The sequence below is a fragment of the Brevundimonas sp. genome (assembly GCF_016463295.1).
Classification (GTDB): Bacteria; Pseudomonadota; Alphaproteobacteria; order Caulobacterales; family Caulobacteraceae; genus Brevundimonas.
The window spans coordinates 1-21,260 of record NZ_JAEMRO010000012.1; the positions used below are offsets into that span (position 1 = coordinate 1).

General features: G+C 66.0%; 16 protein-coding genes and 1 other RNA gene. 5 read left to right on the plus strand and 12 right to left on the minus strand.

What is annotated here, in order from left to right; translation table 11 throughout:
* Positions 1–6: 6 nt before the first annotated feature.
* An RNA gene (gene ffs / locus JHC81_RS05060) (signal recognition particle sRNA small type) lies at positions 7–102 on the minus strand.
* A 55-nt stretch (positions 103–157) separates the two neighbouring features.
* Here ffs and nudC point away from each other — a divergent pair.
* Positions 158–1,087, plus strand: coding sequence for an NAD(+) diphosphatase (gene nudC, locus JHC81_RS05065; protein WP_292171513.1), 930 nt, complete (start codon positions 158–160; stop codon positions 1,085–1,087).
* Here the strand turns inward: nudC and JHC81_RS05070 are convergent.
* Positions 1,084–1,818 (minus strand): 3-deoxy-manno-octulosonate cytidylyltransferase, encoded by a 735-nt coding sequence (locus tag JHC81_RS05070; RefSeq protein ID WP_292171516.1) that lies wholly within the window; start codon positions 1,816–1,818, stop codon positions 1,084–1,086. The two genes, nudC and JHC81_RS05070, sit on opposite strands and share 4 nt — an antisense overlap.
* 165 nt (positions 1,819–1,983) lie before the next feature.
* Between JHC81_RS05070 and JHC81_RS05075 the strand changes: the two genes are divergently transcribed.
* Entirely contained in the window at positions 1,984–2,715 is a 732-nt protein-coding gene (locus JHC81_RS05075) for a cytochrome c family protein (RefSeq protein ID WP_292171518.1), read from the plus strand.
* 58 nt (positions 2,716–2,773) lie between these two features.
* Here JHC81_RS05075 and JHC81_RS05080 read toward each other — a convergent pair whose 3' ends face one another.
* On the minus strand, positions 2,774–4,090 hold the full coding sequence (locus JHC81_RS05080) for an ammonium transporter (RefSeq protein ID WP_292171521.1): 1,317 nt from the start codon (positions 4,088–4,090) through the stop codon (positions 2,774–2,776).
* A 311-nt stretch (positions 4,091–4,401) separates the two neighbouring features.
* Here JHC81_RS05080 and JHC81_RS05085 point away from each other — a divergent pair, with 311 nt between their 5' ends.
* Entirely contained in the window at positions 4,402–7,212 is a 2,811-nt protein-coding gene (locus JHC81_RS05085; protein WP_292171523.1) for a pitrilysin family protein, read from the plus strand.
* A 64-nt stretch (positions 7,213–7,276) separates the two neighbouring features.
* Here JHC81_RS05085 and JHC81_RS05090 read toward each other — a convergent pair whose 3' ends face one another.
* The 5 genes from JHC81_RS05090 to JHC81_RS05110 form a co-directional block, all read right to left on the minus strand.
* Positions 7,277–8,299: an NAD-dependent epimerase/dehydratase family protein gene (locus JHC81_RS05090; RefSeq protein ID WP_292171526.1), complete on the minus strand. Its 1,023-nt coding sequence runs from the start codon at positions 8,297–8,299 to the stop codon at positions 7,277–7,279.
* 52 nt (positions 8,300–8,351) lie between these two features.
* Positions 8,352–9,695 (minus strand): O-antigen ligase family protein, encoded by a 1,344-nt coding sequence (locus tag JHC81_RS05095; protein WP_292171529.1) that lies wholly within the window; start codon positions 9,693–9,695, stop codon positions 8,352–8,354.
* A 59-nt stretch (positions 9,696–9,754) separates the two neighbouring features.
* Positions 9,755–9,979 carry a hypothetical protein gene (locus JHC81_RS05100; RefSeq protein WP_292171532.1) on the minus strand — a complete coding sequence of 75 codons (225 nt, stop codon included), beginning with the start codon at positions 9,977–9,979 and terminating at the stop codon, positions 9,755–9,757.
* Positions 9,980–10,118: 139 nt separating this feature from the next.
* On the minus strand, positions 10,119–11,336 hold the full coding sequence (locus JHC81_RS05105; protein WP_292171536.1) for a hypothetical protein: 1,218 nt from the start codon (positions 11,334–11,336) through the stop codon (positions 10,119–10,121).
* A gap of 71 nt (positions 11,337–11,407) precedes the next feature.
* The gene (locus JHC81_RS05110; RefSeq protein ID WP_292171539.1) at positions 11,408–13,681 is read right to left on the minus strand and encodes a polysaccharide biosynthesis tyrosine autokinase; all 2,274 of its coding nucleotides are present in this window, start codon (positions 13,679–13,681) and stop codon (positions 11,408–11,410) included.
* Positions 13,682–13,885: 204 nt separating this feature from the next.
* Here JHC81_RS05110 and JHC81_RS05115 point away from each other — a divergent pair, with 204 nt between their 5' ends.
* Positions 13,886–14,257: a hypothetical protein gene (locus JHC81_RS05115; RefSeq protein WP_292171541.1), complete on the plus strand. Its 372-nt coding sequence runs from the start codon at positions 13,886–13,888 to the stop codon at positions 14,255–14,257.
* Here the strand turns inward: JHC81_RS05115 and JHC81_RS05120 are convergent.
* The 4 genes from JHC81_RS05120 to JHC81_RS05135 all read right to left on the minus strand — a co-directional run bounded on the left by JHC81_RS05120 (position 14,227) and on the right by JHC81_RS05135 (position 19,096).
* Positions 14,227–15,261, minus strand: coding sequence for a M48 family metalloprotease (locus JHC81_RS05120; protein WP_292171544.1), 1,035 nt, complete (start codon positions 15,259–15,261; stop codon positions 14,227–14,229). The two genes, JHC81_RS05115 and JHC81_RS05120, sit on opposite strands and share 31 nt — an antisense overlap.
* Before the next feature lie 6 nt (positions 15,262–15,267).
* Positions 15,268–15,963, minus strand: a complete 696-nt coding sequence (locus tag JHC81_RS05125) for a polysaccharide biosynthesis/export family protein (RefSeq protein WP_292171547.1) — start codon at positions 15,961–15,963, stop codon at positions 15,268–15,270.
* 21 nt (positions 15,964–15,984) lie between these two features.
* Positions 15,985–16,779: a CpsB/CapC family capsule biosynthesis tyrosine phosphatase gene (locus tag JHC81_RS05130; protein WP_292171550.1), complete on the minus strand. Its 795-nt coding sequence runs from the start codon at positions 16,777–16,779 to the stop codon at positions 15,985–15,987.
* A 103-nt stretch (positions 16,780–16,882) separates the two neighbouring features.
* A complete protein-coding gene (locus tag JHC81_RS05135; RefSeq protein WP_292171552.1) occupies positions 16,883–19,096 on the minus strand; it encodes an AGE family epimerase/isomerase in 2,214 nt (737 codons plus the stop codon).
* A 216-nt stretch (positions 19,097–19,312) separates the two neighbouring features.
* Between JHC81_RS05135 and JHC81_RS05140 the strand changes: the two genes are divergently transcribed.
* Positions 19,313–21,250 (plus strand): nucleoside-diphosphate sugar epimerase/dehydratase, encoded by a 1,938-nt coding sequence (locus JHC81_RS05140; RefSeq protein WP_292171554.1) that lies wholly within the window; start codon positions 19,313–19,315, stop codon positions 21,248–21,250.
* The last annotated feature ends 10 nt before the right edge of the window (positions 21,251–21,260 follow it).

The window sequence follows — 21,260 nt, forward strand, 5'->3', positions numbered from 1 at the left end:
ATGAGGAGAAGGTGGAGACCGCGACCCGAAGGGGAATTCGTTGTGGCTGCTGCCTTCCGGCCCTGACCAGATTGGCGAAACCTTCGCCCGCGATCTCCATCTCCAATATCGCGATTTCCGATGGTGGATGCAAGCGCCGCGCGGCTAAAAGGTCCGCATGCCCCTGACCGCGCTCAACACCTTCGCCGGCAATCCGCTCGATCGGGCGGGGGATCGGCGTAACGACCCGGACTGGCTGGTTGAGCAGGGCGCGCGCGACGACGCCCTGGCCCTGGTCTTGTGGGAGGGGCGGCCGCTGCTGGAGGCGGGCGATGAACCACGGCTGGCCTGGCTGGCGCTGTCGCACGCCCGGGCCGTAGTGCCGGATAGGGAGCTCTTCCTGGGGCTGTGGAAGGACGCGCCGGTCTTTGCCGTCGAGGTCGAGGGCTCGATCGATCCGACCCACGGGCCGCTGCAGGGGTTGGGGACCTTCCACGAGATGCGCGAGGCGGCGGGTCTGCTCAGCGGGCCTGACGCGGCCATGGCGGGAACGGCCAAGAGCCTGTTCGACTGGCGCAGGCGTCATGGTTTCTGCGCCGCCTGCGGAACCGAAAGCGAGAACGCCTGCGGCGGCTGGAAGCGCGTCTGCCCGGCGTGTGGCACCGAGCATTTCCCGCGTGTCGATCCGGTGACCATCATGCTGCCCGTCTACCGCGGCGGTGCCGAGCCGATCTGCCTGCTGGGCCGTCAGGCGGCCTGGCCCGAGGGGCGGATGTCGGCGCTCGCCGGGTTTCTGGAGCCCGGCGAAACCATCGAAGAGGCCTGCGCCCGCGAGATCGAGGAGGAGGCGGGCCTGACCGTGACGGCGGTTCGCTACCACTCCAGTCAGCCTTGGCCGTTCCCGTCGCAGCTCATGATAGGCCTGATCGCCGAGGTCGATTCGGACGACGCGCGTCCGGATCAGACGGAGCTGGAAGCGGTGGCCTGGCTGACGCGGTCAGAGGCCGCCGAGGTGCTGGCCGGGCGGCATCCCGCCATCAAGGCCCCGCCCCCCATCGCGATCGCGCGGACGCTGCTCCAGGCCTGGGTGGACGGGTTCGAGGTTTAGACCCTGCTGGCGGCGATCGCCCGCGCCGCCGCCAGATCATCCGGATTGTCCACCGACAGCGGAGCCTCCTCGATCACGCTGGCCCAGATCTGCAGGCCCATTTCCAGCGCCCTGAGCTGCTCTAGCTTTTCGCGCGTTTCCAGCGGCGAGGGCGGCGCGGCGCAGAAGCGCTCCAAGGCCTCGCGCCGATATCCGTACAGACCGATATGCCGCCAGACAGGCGCGTCGCCGTACAGGGTCGAGCGGGTGAAATACAGGGCGCGGCCATGATGGTGGCCCGGCGTCAGGGCGACGACGGCCTTGACCACATCCGGATTGCTGCGATCCGAAGCGTCAGCCTCCGGCGCGATCAGGGTGGCGATGTCGCAGGACGGCTCACCATGCAGCAGGGCGGCGCAGGCGGTGGCCAGACCGGGATCGGCGAAGGGCATGTCGCCTTGCAGGTTGATCACCGCGTCATGGGCACCGTCAGGATCGAGCACATTCAGGGCTGCGCGAATGCGGTCGGAGCCGCTGGGCAGGGCCGGATCGGTCAGGACGGCGGTGCCACCCGCGGCCTCGATCACGTCCACGATGGCCTGATCTCCGGCCGCCACGGCGACGGGCAGGCCGGACAGCATGGCCTGCTCCCAGGCCCGCACGATCATGGACTTGCCCCCGATGTCGGCCAGAGGCTTGTCGGGCAGGCGGGTCGCCGACATGCGAGCGGGAATCAATATCAGGGGATTCATCGGCCTGGCCCTCTGGTCTGCGCTATCGGGTCGCTTCAAAACCGGCTTTGCGCCCGTTGCGAAGGCGGCGCTAGCGTGTCAGAGACGGCCACGCAAGAATACGCCGGATCGCATGCGCCCTCCGGCCGTTGTCAGAACGTCTAAAAACAGGATGCGACCCCACGCATGAGCGGCAATCTGGAGTGGAACAAGATCTTTGGTGCCGGTCTGGCGACCGCCCTGGTCATCATCGCGGTGCCGCAGATCGCGGGCGCGATCTATCATCAGGAAGCGCCCGAGAAGATGGGCTATTTCGTCGATGCGCCGGAAGAGGTCGCGGGCGGAGCCGAAGAAGCCGAGCTGCCGCCGGATTGGGGTACCGTCCTGCCGACGGCCGATCTGGCCGCCGGTGAGGCCGCCTTCGCGCGCTGCCAGGCGTGTCACACGATCGCATCGGGCGGTGCTGACGGCATCGGTCCGAACCTGTGGGGCGTCTTGGGCGGCCCGGTCATGCACCGCGCAGGCTTCGCCTATTCCGATGCCATGGCCGCACACAAGGCCGAGGCCCCGACCTGGGGCTATGACGAGATGGATCAGTTCCTGACCGCCCCGGCCCGCTATGTGCCTGGCACCAAGATGTCGTTTGCCGGTCTGCGCGATACCCCGACCCGTATCAATCTGATCGCCTATCTGCGCTCGCAGGGTTCCAGCCTGGGCATCCCGGCCCCCGATCCCTCGCGTCAGCCGGGTGCGGCGGTGCCAGCCGACGGCGCGGCCCCTGCCGAGGGCGAAGCGTCGCCGGCGACAGGCGCCGATGCCGCGACGGGCGCTCCCGTGACGGGCGCTGCTGCCCAGCCGACCACAGAGGCCACGCCTGCCGCACCGCCCGCCGCGACCAGCGAGCCTCCCGGCAACTGAGCCGGACAGCGTAGAAAGACATGAGGCCGCCGGGCAGATCGCCCGGCGGCCTCTTTCGTTATGGGTGGATGCTTTCGCCGTGCTGGGTGTAGTCCAGCCCCTCGATCTCGTCCTCGCGGCTGACGCGCAGGCCGGTCGTGAACTTGCAGATCATCAGGATGATCCAGGTGCCGATGCCGCTCCAGGCGATGACGGCAACCAGGCCGATGGCCTGATTGAGGATGTTGGCCCCTTCGCCGACTGGGTTGATCGCGGCCGAGGCGAAGACGCCGGTCAGCAGGGCCCCGACGATGCCGCCGACGCCATGCACACCGAAGGCATCCAGGCTGTCGTCATATTTCAGCGCCCGCTTCAGCCAGACCGCACCGGCATAGCAGGCCGGGCCCGACAGGATGCCGATCAGGAAGGCGCCCTTGGGATCGACGAATCCTGCCGCCGGCGTGATGCCGACCAGGCCCGCCACGATGCCGGACAGCATGCCGAGCAGGGTGGGACGCTTGTGGTCGAACCATTCGATCGCGGTCCACCCGATGGCCGCCGCCGCCGCCGCCAGTAGGGTGTTGAAGGCCGCCACCGCCGCGATCCCGTCCGCCGCCCAGGCCGAGCCGCCATTGAAACCAAGCCAGCCGACCAGCAGCAGGCCTGTGCCGATGGCGGTAAAGGCCAGATTATGCGGAGCCATATTGTCCCGCCCGAACCCTTGGCGCGGCCCCAGCACCAGGGCGCAGACCAGCCCCGCGATGCCCGCATTGACGTGCACCACCGCTCCGCCCGCGAAATCCAGCACGCCCAACGACCCCATCCAGCCGCCGCCCCAGACCTGGTGACAGATCGGCGCATAGACGATCAGGTGCCACAGCACGAAGAACAGGATGGTCGCCGAAAACTTCATCCGCTCGGCAAAGGCCCCGGCGATCAGGGCCGGGGTGATAATGGCGAACGTCAGCTGATAGGCAATCCAGAGAAACTCCGGCAGGCCAGGGGCGAGGCTGTGCGCCGTGCCGGTGCCGACACCGTTCAGCAGCACCGCCTGAAAGCCGCCGACAAAACCGTTGGTCGCTTCCGGCCCCGTACCGAACGAGAGGCTGTAGCCGACAGCGAACCAGAGCACCGTCACGATGGCCAGGGCGGCCGTGGACTGGGCGATGGTGGAGATGACGTTCTTGCGCCGCACCATGCCGCCGTAGAACAGAGCCAGCCCCGGCAGAGTCATCAGAAGGACTAGTGCCGTCGAGGTCAGGATCCACGCCGACGACGCCTCGTTCAGTACGAGCGGGGCCTGGTGGTTCAGCAGGGGCGCGGCCACGGCAGGCGAGGCGAAGGCCGCAGTTCCAACGAGAGCCAGACAAAGGGTGCGAGGATTGATGATCGGCATGCGCGTGTCCGGACGGTTTGGAGCGACGTGGATGCGCCCCGAACCGCGTTCGTGGCCGCGGGTAAGGATAGGAGCCTATCGCAGCGCAACAGGCAAATCATTTCGTGTGCGGCGCAATAATCTGTGCGCGATTGCAATAGAGCCGTCCGCCTGCGCTATTGGCGCATGATCGCACCTGATGGGTTCGCGGCTGCGTGAGCGTGGTCGGCGACATTACGAAACTGCAACAATTACAGTCTTGCGCGGACGGTCGTCGCGGTTACCACTTCCGCACCGCGTTCTTTCAGATCGGGCCACAGGGGATCATTTTCATGCGCAAAACCCATCGTTTCACCTTGCTGGGCGGCGTCGCTGCCGGCGTCATCCTGGCGGCCGGCGCCGTTTCGGCTCAGACCCTGCCCGCCAGCGCCGCCGTCGCCGCGCCTCAGTCGCGTGGCCAACTGGCCCCTCTGCCCGATGTGGACATTCCCTACACCCGCTATGTGCTGGACAACGGCCTGACCCTGATCGTGCACGAGGACCGCAAGGCCCCGATCGTGGCGGTCAACATCTGGTACCACGTCGGTTCGGCGCTGGAGCCCGAGGGCCGCTCCGGCTTCGCCCACCTGTTCGAACACCTGATGTTCAATGGGTCGGAAAACTTCAACACCGACTTCTTCAAGGGCACGGAGCTGTTGGGCGCGACCGATCAGAACGGCACCACCAACACCGACCGCACCAACTATTTCCAGAACGTGCCGACGACGGCGCTGGACTCCTTGCTCTGGCTGGAAAGCGACCGGATGGGCCATCTGCTGGGCGCCATCGACCAGGCGCGTCTGGATGAGCAGCGCGGCGTGGTCCAGAACGAGAAGCGTCAGGGTGAGAACCAGCCCTATGGCCGCGTCTTCAACGCCATCACCGACGCCACCTGGCCCGACGAGCACCCCTATGGCCACACGGTCATCGGCTCGATGGACGATCTGAACGCCGCCGATCTGCCCACCGTGCAGCAGTGGTTCCGCGACTACTACGGTGCCGCCAATGCCGTGATCGTCCTGGCGGGCGACATCAGCCCCGAAGAGGCCAAGGCGAAGGTCGAACGCTATTTCGGCGACATCCCATCTGGTCCGCCCGTCACCCAGCCCCGCCGCATGATCGTGCCGATGGTCGGCGAGCAGCGCGAGGTCATGTTCGACCGCGTTGGCCAGCCGCGCCTGTACAAGGTCTGGAACACCACGCCGGTGGGTGACGCCGACAGCGACTATCTGAGCATGCTGGGCGACGTCCTGTCCTCGGGCCGCTCCTCGCGTCTGTACAAGCGTCTGGTCATCGACGAGCAACTGGCTACCAACGTCTCGGCCAGCCAAGGCAGCCGTCAGATCGCCGGTCAGTTCCTCGTCGTCGCCACGGCCAAGGCCGGTGGCGACCTTGAACGGATCGAGGCCATCATCGACGAGGAAATGGCCCGCCTGCTGCGCGATGGTCCGACCGCTGAGGAGCTGGAGCGTGTCCGCACCCAGACGGCCGCCGGCTATATTCGCGGTCTGGAGCGGATCGGTGGATTCGGCGGCAAGTCCGACCGTCTGGCCGCCTCGCAGGTCTTTCTCGGCGACCCCGGGGCCTGGCGCGAAAGCTATCAGCGCGTGGTCGCCGCACGACCCGCCAATCTGACCGAGGCCGGCCAGCGCTGGCTGACCGACGGCAGCTATTCGCTGGAGGTCCAGCCCTTCCCCGACTTCACAACGGCCCAAACGGGCGTAGACCGCTCCGCCGGCGTGCCGCCTGCACCGCCCGCGCCTGCCGCCGTCTTCCCGACGGTCGAGCGGGCCCAGCTGTCCAACGGTCTGAAGATCATGTTCGTGCGCCGCGACAGCGTGCCGACGGTGACCATGAATCTGGTCCTCGACGCCGGGGCCGTGGTCGATACGGACGCTCAGGCCGGTCTGGCCCAGCTGACGCCGCAGGTCATGACCAACGGCACCGATGACCTGACGGCCATCGAGATCAGCGACCGGCTGCAGCTGCTGGGCGCGACCCTGGGGGCCGGATCGGGCACCAATGCCACGACAGTGTCGATGACGGCCCTGTCCTCGCGTCTGGACCCGTCGCTGGACCTCTATGCCGACGTCATCCTGAACCCGGCCTTCCGTCAGGAGGACTTCCAGCGCTCCAAGGTCATGCAGGTCGCCGGCATCCAGCAGGCGAACCGCAACCCCGGCGCCATCGCCTCGCGCATCCTGTCGCAACAGCTTCAGGGGCCGGGCAGCCCCTATGGTCGTCCCGCCTCGGGTACGGAGGCGACGGTCAACACTCTGACCCCCGCCGATGCCGAGGCCTGGCACAGCACCTGGGTCCGTCCTGACAATGCCACCCTGGTGGTCGTCGGCGACACGACCCTGGCCGAGCTGACGCCCAAGCTGGAGCGGGCCTTCGCCGACTGGCGCGCGCCCTCCACGCCGATGCCCGCCAAGCCGGGACCGGCCGATGCGCCCGAGCCGGGCCAGCCACGCATCCTCATCGTGGACCGCGCCGGCCCGCAATCGACGATCCTGGGCGGCCGCATCGTTCCGGCCTTCGATGCCGCGACCGAACCGGCCATCGAGACGATGAACACGGCGCTGGGCGGCTCCTTCACCAGCCGGATCAATATGAACCTGCGTGAAGACAAGGGCTGGTCCTATGGGGCGGGCGGCGGCGTGCCCTATGCCCGCGGCGAGCGCATCTATTCCGTCAGCGCGGGCGTCCAGTCCGACAAGACGGCCGAGAGCCTGGCCGAACTGCGTCGCGAACTGACCGAGGTCGTGGGGTCGCGTCCGCTCACCGACGCGGAAATCTCGGCGGCCCGCTCAAACATGGTTCAGGGCATGGCCGGCAACTGGGAAACCAATGCCGCCATCGCCGGCGAGCTTCAGAGCATGGTCGTCTGGGGCGTGCCGGAAAACTACTACGAAACCTACGGCCAGCGGGTCGGGTCGATGACGGCGGCCGAGGCAGCCCGGGCAGCTCAAGGCATCGTCGGCGACGGCCCCGATCTGTGGGTCGTGGTCGGCGACAGGGCGACGATTGAGCCCAAGATCCGTGCCCTCGGTTTTGCCGACGTTCAGGTGGTAACGCCGGAAGGTGTGCCGGTCACCCAGTGACCGGTCTGTCGATGTGAAGGCTAACGGGGCGGTGTCGGCGACGGCACCGCCCTCTTTATTGGCCTCAGACGCCGTAGAAGTCGCGGTACCAGTCCACGAAGCGGCCGACCCCGACCTCGATGGGCGTGGAAGGCGCATAGCCCAGGGTGGCGCGCGTCTCGGTCACATCGGCCTCGGTACGGCTGACGTCGCCGTCCTGGACCGGCATCAGGTTCAGTGTCGCCTTCACACCCAGTGCCTCTTCCAGCACCGCGATATAGCGCATCAGCGGCTCACGCCGCCCGGCCCCCAGATTCAGGACGCGCCAGGGTGCGACTCCGGAGGTCGAGGGGTTGGGGCTTTCGGCCTGCCAATCGGGATCGACCGCCGCAGGACGATCCAACGCCGCGATCACGCCCGCGACGATGTCGTCCACATAGGTGAAGTCGCGCTCCATCTGGCCGTGGCCATAGACGTCGATAGGCTGGCCCTCGAGCATGGCCTTGGTGAACTTGAATAGGGCCATGTCCGGGCGTCCCCACGGCCCATAGACCGTGAAGAAGCGCAGGGCCGTCGAGGCAAAGCCGAACAGGTGGGAATAGCTGTGCGCCATCGCCTCATTGGCGATCTTGGTCGCGGCATAGACGGTCAGGGGGTGGGCCACGCCCTGACGCACCGAAAAGGGCAGGGTCCCGTTGGCCCCGAAGGCCGAACTGGTCGAGGCATAGACCAGATGCTCGGCGCCGACCGCCCTGGCACCTTCCAAGATGGTCAGGAAGCCGACGACGTTGGAATCGACATAGCTTTCGGGGTTCTCGAGGCTGTAACGCACGCCCGCCTGGGCCCCCAAGTGGACGATTCGACGCGGCGTGTATTCTGCAAACAGGGCAGCCACGCCCTCGCGATCAGCCAGATCGAGAGTGTGATGACGATAGCCGGGAAGGGCCTGCAACCTCACCAGCCGTGCCTGTTTCAGCGCCGGATCGTAATAGGCATTCAGGTTGTCCACCCCGATCACCTGCTCGCCACGCGCCAGCAACTGCCGCGCGGTATGAAAGCCGATGAAGCCGGCGGAGCCGGTGACGAGGACGGGGCCTTTGGCGCTCATGGTCCAGCGATAGCGCCGACGGTCGGGGACCGCCACACCCGAATCAAACGCCTCAGCGGCCGGCCTGACGTTCAGAGGGTTGTCCGGCCTTTTCGAGCAGGGCAGCGCAGACGGCGAACAGTACGGCCAGGGTCGCGGTACGTAAGGGATAGTCGACCGCCGAATGGGCCAGCATCATCAGTATGCCGACGGAGGCCGCGCGTTGCAGGTCGCGTTCACGTGAGGTTCCGGCCCTCCAAGCCGCCCATGTGCGCCGCCCGTACCAGATCAGAAAAGCGATCAGCAGGGCCGCCGCGGGCCATCCAGCTTCGAGCCAAAGTTCCAGGTAGTCGTTGTGCGCGTGGTTGAAGAAGGTGGGGTCCAACGTTTCGAGTGGCTCCACAGAACGGAAGACGGCGTCGAAACTTCCAATCCCGGAACCCAGCGGCAGATAGGCATCGGAGGCACCGGCCACAATCGGCCAGTTCTCGAATCGACCCTCGGGAGCCGATTGACTGTCGAATCTCTCGAGGATCGGAGGCAGGGCGACAATTGAGACTGCACCGATAGCGACCACAAAGGCTGCCGCCAGGCCGATCAGGGCCGGACCTGGCCGTCCGCGACCGGCTGCGATCCAGCCCGCCAGCAGGCTGAGCACGATCGACGGGCCCAGAAGGATGACACCGGCACGTGACCGGATCGCGGCCAGGCCGATGACGACGATGCCGATGAAAACCGCGCCGAACCAGAGCGGCAGGCGACGGTCGTCGTGCCGACGTCTCAAAGAGGCGGCCCCCATGGCGACCGCGAAGGGCAGCATCACGACCAGCAGGGTCGCCAGATGGTTGCGGTTGGCAAACAGCCCATTGACGGATCCCGCTGCTGTGGTGGCCCAGACATAGAGTTGCTGACCTCCGCTGGCCAGTTGCGCTGCGCCCAGGAGAACGCTGAGAACAGCGGCGATCAGGTATACGGCAATGATGCGTGTCGCTGTTGCCTGGTTGAGAGACAGCATGCCGACAAAGGCGGCGATCGGTGGCAGCAGGGCGAGGAAGGCCTGCCAGGTCAGGTCCGGGCTGAGCGTCACAGGCGCTAGCCCGGGCTGAAGCCCCGCCAATTCCAGAGCCAGCACCATCTCCGACCGACCTGCAAGCCCGGTCCAGATGGCGGGTGGTAGCGGAATGAGCTGAACAAGAGGCACGGCCGCGATAAGCGCCGTCAGTCCAAGAGCGAACCGGTGATTGCGCCATTGGCCTGTGGTCAGCAGTCGAGAGAGACCAATGACGAGAAGGGGGAGGGCTGCGAGCTCCACCATCGCCAACCTCAAGGCATGCTCGCGGCTGGCTCCTCCGAAAACAAAAGAAAAAGCCAGCAGAACAAGCGCTGCAATCGCAACGCCGTCCCACTGGCCTTTCAAAACCCTATTTGTCACGCGAACGTCGGCTATTCAGCTGTCGTGCGCGATCCCGTCCGGATTTAGTCGCTTTCCGAATCGTCGTCCGTGGCAACCACGACGGTCGCGACGATGACGGCTGCGCCGATCAGCAGGACCGGCAGCGGAATGCCGGCGAACTCCGAGCCGGCGTCGGCACGAGCGCCCACGCGGTCACCAACGCGGGCAGCGGCGGTGTTGTTGGCGGCGGCGGCTTGGCCGGCGACGAGCAGCAGGCCGGCGGTGACGGCGGCGATGGTTTTACGCATGGATAATCCCCTTATGTACTCGTTTATGCAGGCGAACCCGCGTGGCACGTGTAACTCGTATAGTCGCCGGAAGTTGCCAAATCAATACGATTTCGGCTTTCAGGAGAAACTGTCACAAATCAAACAGAGCAGATTCCGCTTACGGAACAATGCGAGAGATCGCCAGACGATCGAACCATGTGGTCGTATTGGACCGGCGCTCGTCGGGCACGGATTGCAACGTCAGCCACTGTCCGCGACAGTCTGCGGGGACGGTGAACTGGGCTGCACCGGCCGTCCAGACATCGGCTTGTGCAGGTGCGGCGGGGGCATTGAGCACCCGTCGGTCCCCAGGGACGCAGACGACCGACCATCTCAGAGATCGGGATGCATCGCCGGTTTCGTTGCGCGCTTCAAAGGCCAGGCGATAACGTCCAGGTGAGAGAAACAGCAACTGCTCGGCAATCGTCTCTTCGGTGTACCCGTCGAACGAAACCCTCAGCGCCGGATCGTCGGCTCTGACGTCGTCGTTCAAAATCTCGGCCACGATTCCGGCACCTTGCGCGATTCGCCATTGGAACGGCTCGGGCGACGAGGCGTCGTCGAAACTGCCGTTCGCAACGGCGGCGCTCATAGCGGGTCGGTTCAGGCGCTCGCGCACGGTGCGGGCACCATCCAGCAGGCCTCGATCGACCAGATAGAGGTAGAGCTGCCTAAGCTCTGCGTTGGTTAGCGGTGCGTCACCGGCCTCCAGAACGATGGCCAGGTTGATTGCGACCCGTAGTCCCTCATCGCTGGCGTACAGACTGTCGAGATAGTCCTGTCTCCAAGGTGGTTTGGCCGCCAGCAGACTGGCGATGACGGGCAGGGCGCGTTGGGTGTCCGCCGTCGCGGCTGTCGTGAACAGCCGGAAGATGCCGGGTCTCAGTGCTTCCCGGCGACGGGCCAGGGTATCGGCATGGGCGAAGGACGAGACATAGTCGCCACGTCGCAGACGATAGTCCACCAGCCAGGCATGGGACGGATCGTCTCTCAATGACCAGTTTCCAGCCAGAGTCAGCAACTCGTCCGCTTGGGCTTCCCGCCCTGCCCTTGCCTCGCTCAGACCCACGACACGCAGCGAAGCCGCATTGAACGGGGCTCTGGCCAAAGCGTCCCGGCCCAGGACGCCGGCATCCTCATTGGCCCGGGCGATCGCTTCGGTCGTCTGACCTGCCCGGTCCGCTGCCATCTGCCGGGCCTCGGCGGCACGGCGCATGACCGTCGGCGAGCCGGGTGCGACCCGGATGGCCAGCTCCGGCGGTGCGCGTTGGATCACCGGCTGCAACACCACCTGCCAGCCCAGCCAGACCGCGCCGACTGTCAGTGCGTACGGCAACCACCCGCCAGTCTTGTCACCTCGTCGCGAGCGTGCGCGAGGTGCAGGCGACGGCGCGGCCACCCCGTCCCTCAAGGACGCTTGTCCTTGGAGGGCCTAGCGTCACCCTCTGCGGAATTACCGCCGTAGTTGTAATCGTAGGCGTAATCGTATCCGCCGTAGACCGTAGCCTTGGTATTGAACTTGGTCAGCACGGCTCCCAGCAGGCGGGCGCGGCCGACGCGCAGACGCTTCAGGGCACCGCGCGCCTGCCCACGCCGGGTCCCGCGCGACTCCAGGACGAACAGCGCCCCACCGACATTCGCGGCCAACAAGGGGGCATCGGCAAAGCCGAGGACTGGAGGACCGTCGATCACCACATGGTCAAAGCTCTGGGCGCATTCGGCCAGGAACTCACGGACACGATCGCCGCCCCACAGTTCGGCCGGATTGGGCGGCAGGGGTCCGCAGGGGATGAAGAACAGCGTGTCCTGGCGGGTGCGTTGCACCACCGAGGCCAGATCGGCGGAACCCGACAGCAGGTTGCTCATGCCCTTTTCGTTGTCCACGCCGACGACCCTGTGCATGGACGGATTGCGCAGATCGCCGTCAACCAGCAGCACGCGCTTGCCGACCCGCGCGAGATTGAGCGCGGTGGCATAGGCGGTCGTGGACTTGCCCTCGGCCGGACGGGCGCTGGACACCATGATGCTGGTCGGAGCGCCATCCGGGGTGGAGAACTGCAGCGCCGTTCGCAACGAATAATAGGCCTCGGAGAATCCGGATCGGATATCGGCCATGGCGGCGGCCGGCGTTTCGCCCTTGGCCAGCAGGGGCACGACGCCCAGCACCGGCACGCCCAGCTTGCGTTCCACATCGTCCGGCGTGGCCACGGTCTCGTCCAGGGCTTCCAGGGCGATGACGGCAACGGCACCCAGGCCGATCCCGAACAGGGCCGCCAGCGCCAGATTGATCAGTAGATCCGGCTTGGACGGCTTTGTCGGGGGCACAGCGGTGTCGATGATGGAGATGTTGTTGGCGGTGATGTCGCCGGTGATCCCCACCTCCTTGTACCGCTGCAACAGCCCCTCATACAGGGTGCGGGTCGTGTCCAGCTCGCGCTGGAGAATATTGTACTGAATCGACCGGTCGCGAAGGTCCAAGACGTCGGTCTTCAGGCCGTTGACCTGAGCCTGCAGCGCGCGCTCGTTGTTTAGCGCGACGGTGTATTCATTCTGGATCGATGCCCGAATGCTGTTCGCGATCGACTGCAGTTGACCATCCGCTTCGGCGATCTGGGCCCTTAAACGCACCATTTCAGGATAGTCGGGCTGAAACTGACCCAGCTTCTGTTGATACTCCGCGGTCAGCGCAGCCCTTTGCTCGAACAGGCGCTGAGCGGAATTGTTGGCCAGAACCTGCGGCAGGTTCAGAACCGGGGTGGAGCTGGCGGTGCGCCAGCGCTGTTCAGCGGCAGTGCGGGCCGCCTTGGCCTGAGCCAGGGCATTGTTGATCGCCACAAGGTCGTTTGACGCCAGCGACTGGGTCGCGCCTGTACCCGAGCCGTCCTCATTGTCGCCGACGTTGATGATCTGTTCTGCGGTTGCATAATCGACCAACTGACGCTCGGCATCTTCCAGCCGCTCCTTGGTCTGGGCAATCCGCTCTTCCAGGAATTCGCGCGCGTAGGACGAGCTCTCATATTTGCGATCCAGATTGGCCTGGATGAAGTTTTCCGCAAAGCCGTTGGCGATCCGGGCGGCGACCTCGGGGTTGGGGCTGTCATAGCCGACCGCAACCAGGCGCGAGCCGCGAATAGGGGAGACGCTGAGGTTCTGCTGGATCGTACGAATAGCCAGTTCACGCCTGGCACGGGCCCGTTCCGCAGCGGTTCCGTCACCATCGGGCAACGAGACATAGAGGCTGGTCAGAGCTGCGTCCGAACTGGCCAGGCCTAGACTATCGACCACGCGCTCCGTTAGCGACCGACTGCGCAGCAGGCCGTACTGGGTCTGATAGAAGTCCTCACCTTGTGTCATGGTTTCGCGCGGGGTGACGTCTTCGGAGTTGAAGACCCGGGCCGCTTCACGGTCGATCTGCAGGGTCGCTTGAGCCGTGTAGATAGGCGTCATCAGCAGCGTGAGGGCCGTACCGACCGCCAGTGCACCCAGGAAACAGGCGATCAGCAGGATGCGGTGCTTCTGCGCCAGACGCCAGTAGGCGGCCAGGTCGAAGACCGGCGCGCTATCTTCGTCGGCCGACCATCCCCCCTGATCAAGGGACGGCGCGCCTGCGGGGGCGAAACCGGCCGGGCCACGAGATGTATTGCTGATGCGCTCGTCAACGAACGGGTTGTCGGCCGGCATGGGCTATCCGCTTACACTGGCGCGATCGTCGACCGCGCATTGAAACTGTCGGGCTGATAGCCCAAGGACGCTCGCCGCGCACACGAAATTCGTTCTTTGGGCGTTCGCGCGAGGCGAGCGACTTGTGCGGCAGTGCCGACGGGATGACAAGACGCCGACCCTCTACGTGGTATCGGGCCGCAGAGAAATGGCAGGTATGAGCTGATGTCTCTGAAGATTCCGCGCGTTGATCATCGACTTTTTCGCCTGGCAGCTGTGGCCGCCGGCTTGATCGTGGGCTGGTTCGCTTTCAGACCGGCCATGGAGGCCGAGGGCGGTCTGCCATGGGACAAGGCCAATCACGCCCTGGCGTTCCTGATACTGACGGTTCTGACTGGGCTGGGATGGTCACGGATGTCGTGGCCCTGGCTGATGGGGCTGATGTTGATGTCGGGTGTGGGAGTGGAACTGATCCAAGGGCTCGAAGAAATCGGGCGCGACGCGGATGCGATGGACGTGGTCGCGGATGGCGTCGGCATTCTTGCTGGCCTGGCCATCCTCCGCGTTCAGGGGATCAACGGCTCACGCGCCGCCTGACGTCGGGCGATGTCGGCGATGACCGGCTCCAGGGCGCGACGGCGGTCAGGGATGGACCGATAGACGCCCCGCAGATTGACTTGGGGGTAACGCGACCCCGGCGCGGTTGCCTCATAGGCGCTCAGGAATTGAACCGCGCGGCCGGGGTCGAAACCGGCGCGCGCCAGCAGATACAGACCTAATGTGTCTGCATCGCCCTCAGAGGAAGACGACAGTCCCCGTCGCAGGCTTAGCTGCGCATTGGCTTCACCCCGCCCGCCTTGCACATCCGGCACGGTCGCATGCTCCAGCACCGCATGCGCCAGTTCATGCGCGAGCAGGAAGGCCAGCTGGTCGTCGTCCTGCGCGATATCGACCAGGCGGGCCGAAACGAAGATCGTGCGTCCGTCAGAGAGCGCCCGCAGGTCATCCCGAACCTCGACCTGGGTGTCATAGGCGCATGTTCTTTCCGGGGTCACGGTAACCGATCGCTCGATGCCGTCACGGCGCACCGTCAGGGCCATCGGACCCAAGGTGGCCGCGCTGTTCAGGCGATCGATATTGGCCTGGAGTCCGTCGTAGGTCTGGTCGCGCGCGCGTGCGGCGATGCCGGTGCTCAGAGGCTGGCCATCGACGGCCACAATGACATCGCCGGGACGCAACCCCGCTTGTTGAGCAGGACTGGCGGCGGGGGCCGAGAGGATGCCGGGCAGATCGCCCTGCAAGCCATAGGTTCGTTCGGCGACGGGTCGCAGTTCTGTGCCGTACTGGCTCGCGGCGTGCAGGGTCCAGCCCGCCTTGAGCCGCGTCGCGGGGCAAAGGTCGGCATTGTCGACTGTCAGCCGCCAGGCGACGGCGGCGACCCTCTGATCCTTGGCCACCAGGGCTGTCAGGCGAGCCTCGGCATTATTCTCGGCCACGCGGCCCGTGTCGGCCGGTGTGGCAGCGGGATGGCTACAGCCCGCCAGTCCGGCGGCGATCAGGCCGGCGGCCACCGGGACGCAGAGGCGGCGGGACAGCCGCATCATGCCTCAGTAGGGGCGGAAGACGGACAGGCCGGGCAGGGCGGCGATGACGTCACGCATGAACACACTCATCTGCGAGGTATCGACCACGATGATGTCGTCGCCTCGGACCGCCGGATCGTCGGCGCGACCCTGACGGATGGCTCCCAGATCGAACAGGGCCACGGAACGCTGGCCGTCGACGGTGCGGAACACGGCGACCTTGCTCAGGTCGGCGACGCGGGTCGGACCCTCGGCCATGGCCACGGCCTGAAGCAGGGACGTCGTGCCGCGCATCTCGTAGACACCGGGCTTGGTGACGGCACCATCGATGGTGATCTTCTGGCTGGCGGCTTCCAGAACCACCACGCTGACCTGCGGATTGCGCAGATACTGTGTGCCGAGACGACCGGCGATGTCCGTCGACAGTTCGTTGGGCGTGCGACCGGCCGCGCGGACTGTTCCAATCAGGGGCATCTGGATTTCGCCAGAGGTGTCGACCACGATTTCCTTGAAAGACAGATCCTCGACCTGAAACACACGTACGTCCAGCTTGTCCCCCGGCCCGATGCGATACTCATTGGCCTGACCCAGCGGAGAGAACAGCGCCGCCTCCACGGGTTGGGCCGCCGTCATCTGCGAGATATCCATCTTGGGCCCGCCACCGCAGGCGGACAGCATGACGGCGGTCAGAGACAGAACCAGCGGGAGCGCACGCAGCATGGGAGACATGACGTAGAAACCTCAGGCGGCCTTGAACAGCCGTTTGAAAAAGCCCGCGCGAGGGGCCGGGCGCGCCTGTCCTACAGCAGCCAGGACAGAAGCGGGAGAGGCGTTTTCCAGCACGGCCCGGGGCCGCGTCAATACCATGTCGTCGGCGGCCGGCTGGCCCAGTCGTTGCGCGACGGCATGGACGGCCTCGGACAGAACCGGTGCCCGACTACGCAGATTATGGGCGTCGGTCGCCAGAATATGCACCAGGCCCTCATCCAGCATTCGCTCGGCCCAATACTGGGTCCGCTTGCCGAAGCGACCGGTGACCGAGCCAGCGGTCAGCTGCATCCAGGCCCCCGCCTCGACCAGTTGACCCACCAGGGCATAGTGTTCCTCGATCCAGCGCAGGCGCTCCGGGTGGGTGATGATCGGGTGGAAACCGGCGGCCATGCAGTCGAAGACCGCCTCGGCCATACGCGGCGGGGCGGTGTTGTGGGGCGGTTCGAAGAGAAAATAGCGCGTATCGGCCAACGTCAGACGCTCGTCGCGTTTCAACGCACCGGCCAGCCCCGTAATCAGATGAACGTCGGCCCCCGTGACCAGGCACAGGGGGATCTCGGCCTTTACAAGCTCGGCCTGCAAGGCTTCGACGGCTGTGCGGACACCCTCGGACGTATTGTCGTAATAGCCTGGCATCATGTGCGGCGTGCAGGCTGTCACAGTGATGCCGTCGTTGACCGCGATCCGCGCCATCGCCAGCGATGTCTCGAGGTCTGGTGCACCGTCGTCGATGCCGGGCAGGATATGGCAATGCAGATCGATCAAGGATGTAGTCCCGACAGCCAACGACGACGGCTTAGAGCCTGATTTTGGGGCGCAAGCGTGGCTTGGCGGCGCCGGACGTCAAACGCGCCACATCGGCCCAGGTTCAGCTCAGGTCACCGCAGGCGTCGTCCAGCAGACCGTTCCGGGAAGCCGCCGCGACCTCGTCCAGTGCGCCCATGATGTGGTACAACGAACTGGCCGGGGCGGGTTCGGGCAGAAAGCGACCGTGTTCGTCCAGCTTGTCGCGCCATGTGCCGTTTGGTGACAGATACCGACGCAGGGCCCGTAGGGCTTTCGCGGCATCGTCCATACGCAGTTCGCGCGTTTCGCCCTCGCTCATCGCCGCCATGTTCAGTGCGGCCCGCAGCCATTCCGACTGGGGCCACAGGCGTGCCCGCCCCGTCGCCATGGTCAGGTCCGCATTCAGCGCATCGACGGCAACCAGACGGCGAGGATCGACACCGCGCATGCCATGGTCGTAGAGCACCCGAGCCGCCGCGATGGCCCGCGCGTCGCCCCGCGTCCGCCCGTGTTGTGACAGAAGCCAGGACCATTCGAACTGATGTCCCGGTTCGATCAGTCGTCCGTCCTCGCCGGCCGCGGGTTTCCAGTCGACATCGAAGAACTCGTGAAGCGCCCCTGTCTTCGGATCGATCAGGGTCGTCAGGGCCAGGTCGGCGATATGGTCGGTGATCCGGCTCCAGCGCGGATCGACACCGCGCGCCTCCCAGGCCTGGGCCGCCTCGAAGAGATGCATATTGGCATTGGACTGCCACGGATGGTTGCCGACCTCGGTCCAGCCCCGGCCGGCCGGCGGCTGACTGGCCAGCAAAGCCTCCAGCATGATGGCCGCCTGCGCCTGGCAGCGCTCGGCCATCACGTCGGCTTCGTGCGCGGCGGCCAGGCTCAGCAGACCGAATGCCTGCTCATACAGGGGCGCGCTGTCGTCAAGCACCGACCCGTCCAGCTCCAGCATGTTGCGAATGGCCCCGTCGGGTCGGACATAGGCCTCGAACAGGCGGTTCAGGCCCGCCTCGACCCGCGCCCTCCACGGCCCGGTCCAGCCCAGTTGCCCTGCGCGGCAGAAGACGAAAATCTGGCGGGTCTGAACGCGCGCCCGTCGCTTCATTTGGGCGGCTCGACCCTCCAGATCGAGGGCCTCGACGAAGCCGCCGCGATCGTCCACGCCCAAAGTCGACCACAGGGGCAGGGCGGCGGTCCGCATCCAGTCGGCGAATCGCACATAGGGTCGGCCCTCGCGCAGGTCGGGCGCATCGGCATGGTGCGGGGCCTCGGCCTTGATCCGTTCGACCAGGCTCTTGATGTCCTGCGACCGGCCCAGATCGGCGACCAGGACGGCGTCCGGCTCGACGATGACCGCCAGGTTTTGCAACCCGATGGTGGCCACGACCATCCCTTCGGGCGCGCGCACCAGGCAGGTTTCGCTGTCTATGCCGATATGGAGGCCCGCTGCGCCCGACCCTGTGGCAAGCACCGAATCCCAGGCCCCGAGATCGGACCAGGCGAAGCTGACCGGCAGCACGCTGGTTCGGTCGCTTTTCTCCATCACCGCATAGTCGATGGACAAACGCGGGGCCGCGCGGAAAGCTTCTGTCAGGCGCACGGTCTCATGATCGGGCTCGGGCGGTAGCGAAGCCCGCGCGGCGGCGACCATCTCGGGCGCATGGATCTCCAGCTCAGCCAGCAACGTCCGTGCACTGACGATGAAGTTACCACTGTTCCAGAGGTAGCCCTCTGAGACATAACGGGCGGCGGTCTCGGCATCCGGCTTTTCAACGAACCGCTCGACCGGGGCCAGTCCGGGCCTGGAAGGGCTGATGTAGCCATAGGCCGAGGACGGCTCTGTCGGTGCGATGCCCAGCGTCACGATCCGGCCTGATGCGGCCTCCTTTGCAGCAGTTTCCAGAGCCGCTCGGAACGCCTGATCGTCCGGAATGTGATGGTCCGAGGCGATGATGGCCATGATCCCGTCGGGATCGCGCCGGGCGACCAGCGCCGCCGCCGCCGCCATCGCGGGCCCTGAATCGCGCGGCTCCGGTTCCAGCAACAGGGTCGCCGAAGTTTCGAGTTCGGCCAGCTGTGCGGCAATGGCATCTGCATAGCCGGTGCCCGCCACCACGATCAGCCGACGGGCATCCTGGCCCTGTGCGATCATCGGGGCGACGCGCAGAACGGTTTCCTGAAACAGCGACCGGCTGCCGGCCAGTGCGAGAAACTGCTTGGGCCGTCGGGGACGGGACGCCGGCCACAGACGCGAGCCCGCGCCGCCGCACATGATCACTGGATAGAAGGTCATCGGCACTCCACGCCCGTTCACGCGGATGTCTCTAGACCATAACTGTTTCAGCTCGAATCCCGGGCGGGAAAAAAGTTACGGTTCTTGGCCGCCGACACCTTGAAGGCGGCAAGTGACACTGTGCCGCGAACGCACTAGAAGGCCGGTTGGCTGGCCGCGCTTATACCGGGGCGTATCGGGCCGCCATCGCCGTAACGACGACCGGAAGACCGTATCTTGAGTAAGTTGTCTCTCCTGCTCCTTCGCGGCCTCAAGATCGGTGCGCGGGCTGCGATCCGCTTCGCCGCGGTGGTCGGCGGCTATATGATCGCCTCGGGTCATGCCTTCAGCATCGTCACGACCCTGAACGCCTTGCAGGATGCGGCGCTCTATGCCGGTCTGTTCGCCGTCCTGGGCTTTGCGCTCGACAATCTGTTTCGTACCGACAAGGCCTTGTGGCGCTATGTGTCCATCGTCGATGTCGGGCCGATTATCCGCACGTCGGTGCTGTCCACCCTGATCTTTCTGGCCCTGACCTTCCTGCTGGATCGTGGCGAGGCGCTGCCGCGTTCGACGCTGCTGTTCGTTCCCGTGCTGGACGTGGGCATGACCCTGGCACTCGTCCTGGTGAGACGCATGATCCACGACAAGGAGGCGCTGGTCGCCATCGCGCCCTTCCTCAGCGGTGCGTCCCGGCGGACGCCGCTGATCGTGCTGGGCCACATGGGGCGGGCCGACACCTTCCTGCGTGAGCTGGCGCGGGGCGAACAGACCTATCAGCCCATCGGCATCGTGACTCGCACGCCGGGTGCCGCCACACGACAATTGCGTGGCGTACGGGTGCTGGACTCGGTCGAGGTCGCGGCGGACCTTATGGACGACATGCTGGGGCACGGCTTGACCCCCGCCATGATCTTTGTCGACGACCAGCTTCAGCCGTCCGATTTCGGAGCCGAGCGGCTGGGGCAACTGCGTCTTCAGGGCGTCAAGCTGCTGAAGGTTTCCAGCCTGGTCGAGGTCGGCGGCTCGGGCGAGGAGACCGCCCTGCGCGAATTCGCGCTGGAAGAACTGCTGGCCCGCCCGCCGGTCCAGCTGGACGATGCCCCCTTGCGGGCGCTGGTTTCGGGTCGGCGCGTGCTGGTCACGGGCGCGGGGGGTTCGATCGGCTCGGAGGTCTGTCGTCAGGTCGCCGGCCTGGGCTGCGCCCATCTGGCGCTGCTGGACAATGCGGAGTTCAGCCTGTTCTCGATCGATCAGGAAATCGGTCATCGCTGGCCGGAGCTGTCGCGGGCCGAATATCTGCATGACGTCCGTAATGCGGCCTTGCTGACCTCCTGTTTCGCAGCCGAGAAGCCCGACATCGTCTTCCACGCAGCCGCCCTGAAGCACGTGCCGATGATGGAGCGGCATCCGTGCGAAAGTGTGCTGACCAATGTCGTCGGCACCTGGAATGTTGCCGAGGCGGCCAATGCCGCCGGCGTCCAGCACATGGTCTTCATCTCCACCGACAAGGCCGTTGATCCGCCAAACGTCATGGGGGCCACCAAACGCCTGGCCGAGGGTGTGATCCGGGCGCAGCAGACGGGCGCGGGCAACACCCGGTTCAGTGTCGTCCGCTTCGGCAATGTTCTGGGTTCGGCCGGTTCGGTGGTGCCGACGTTCCGGGCCCAGATCGAGCGCGGGGGCCCTGTTACCCTGACCCATGCCGAGATCGAGCGCTACTTCATGACCATCCCCGAGGCGGTGCAGCTGGTCCTGCACGCGACGGCGCATTCGGCGCAGCAGCCGGATGGTCCGCTGGGGGTGTTCGTGCTGGACATGGGCAAGCCTGTGAAGATCATCGACCTGGCCCGCCAGCTGATCGGCCTCTACGGCAAGGTAGCGGACAAGGACATCGCCATCCAGATCACCGGCCTGCGGCCCGGCGAAAAGCTGTTCGAGGAACTGGTCGATTCCAGTGAGGTATCAGAAGCTGCCGGTCCCAGTCTGATGCGGGTCACAGACCGCATCGCCGGTGCCAGAATGACCGAAGCGACGGTGCGGGCGCTGGAGCAGGCCGCACGATCCGGCGACAATGCCGCCGCCCGGGCCCTCGTGTTCGACGTCCTGGCGAAGGTGCGGGCGGTGGAGACAGGATCTGTCTCGCCTGCACAAGAGCCGGTCATAGGAGCCTGAGGCGCAGACC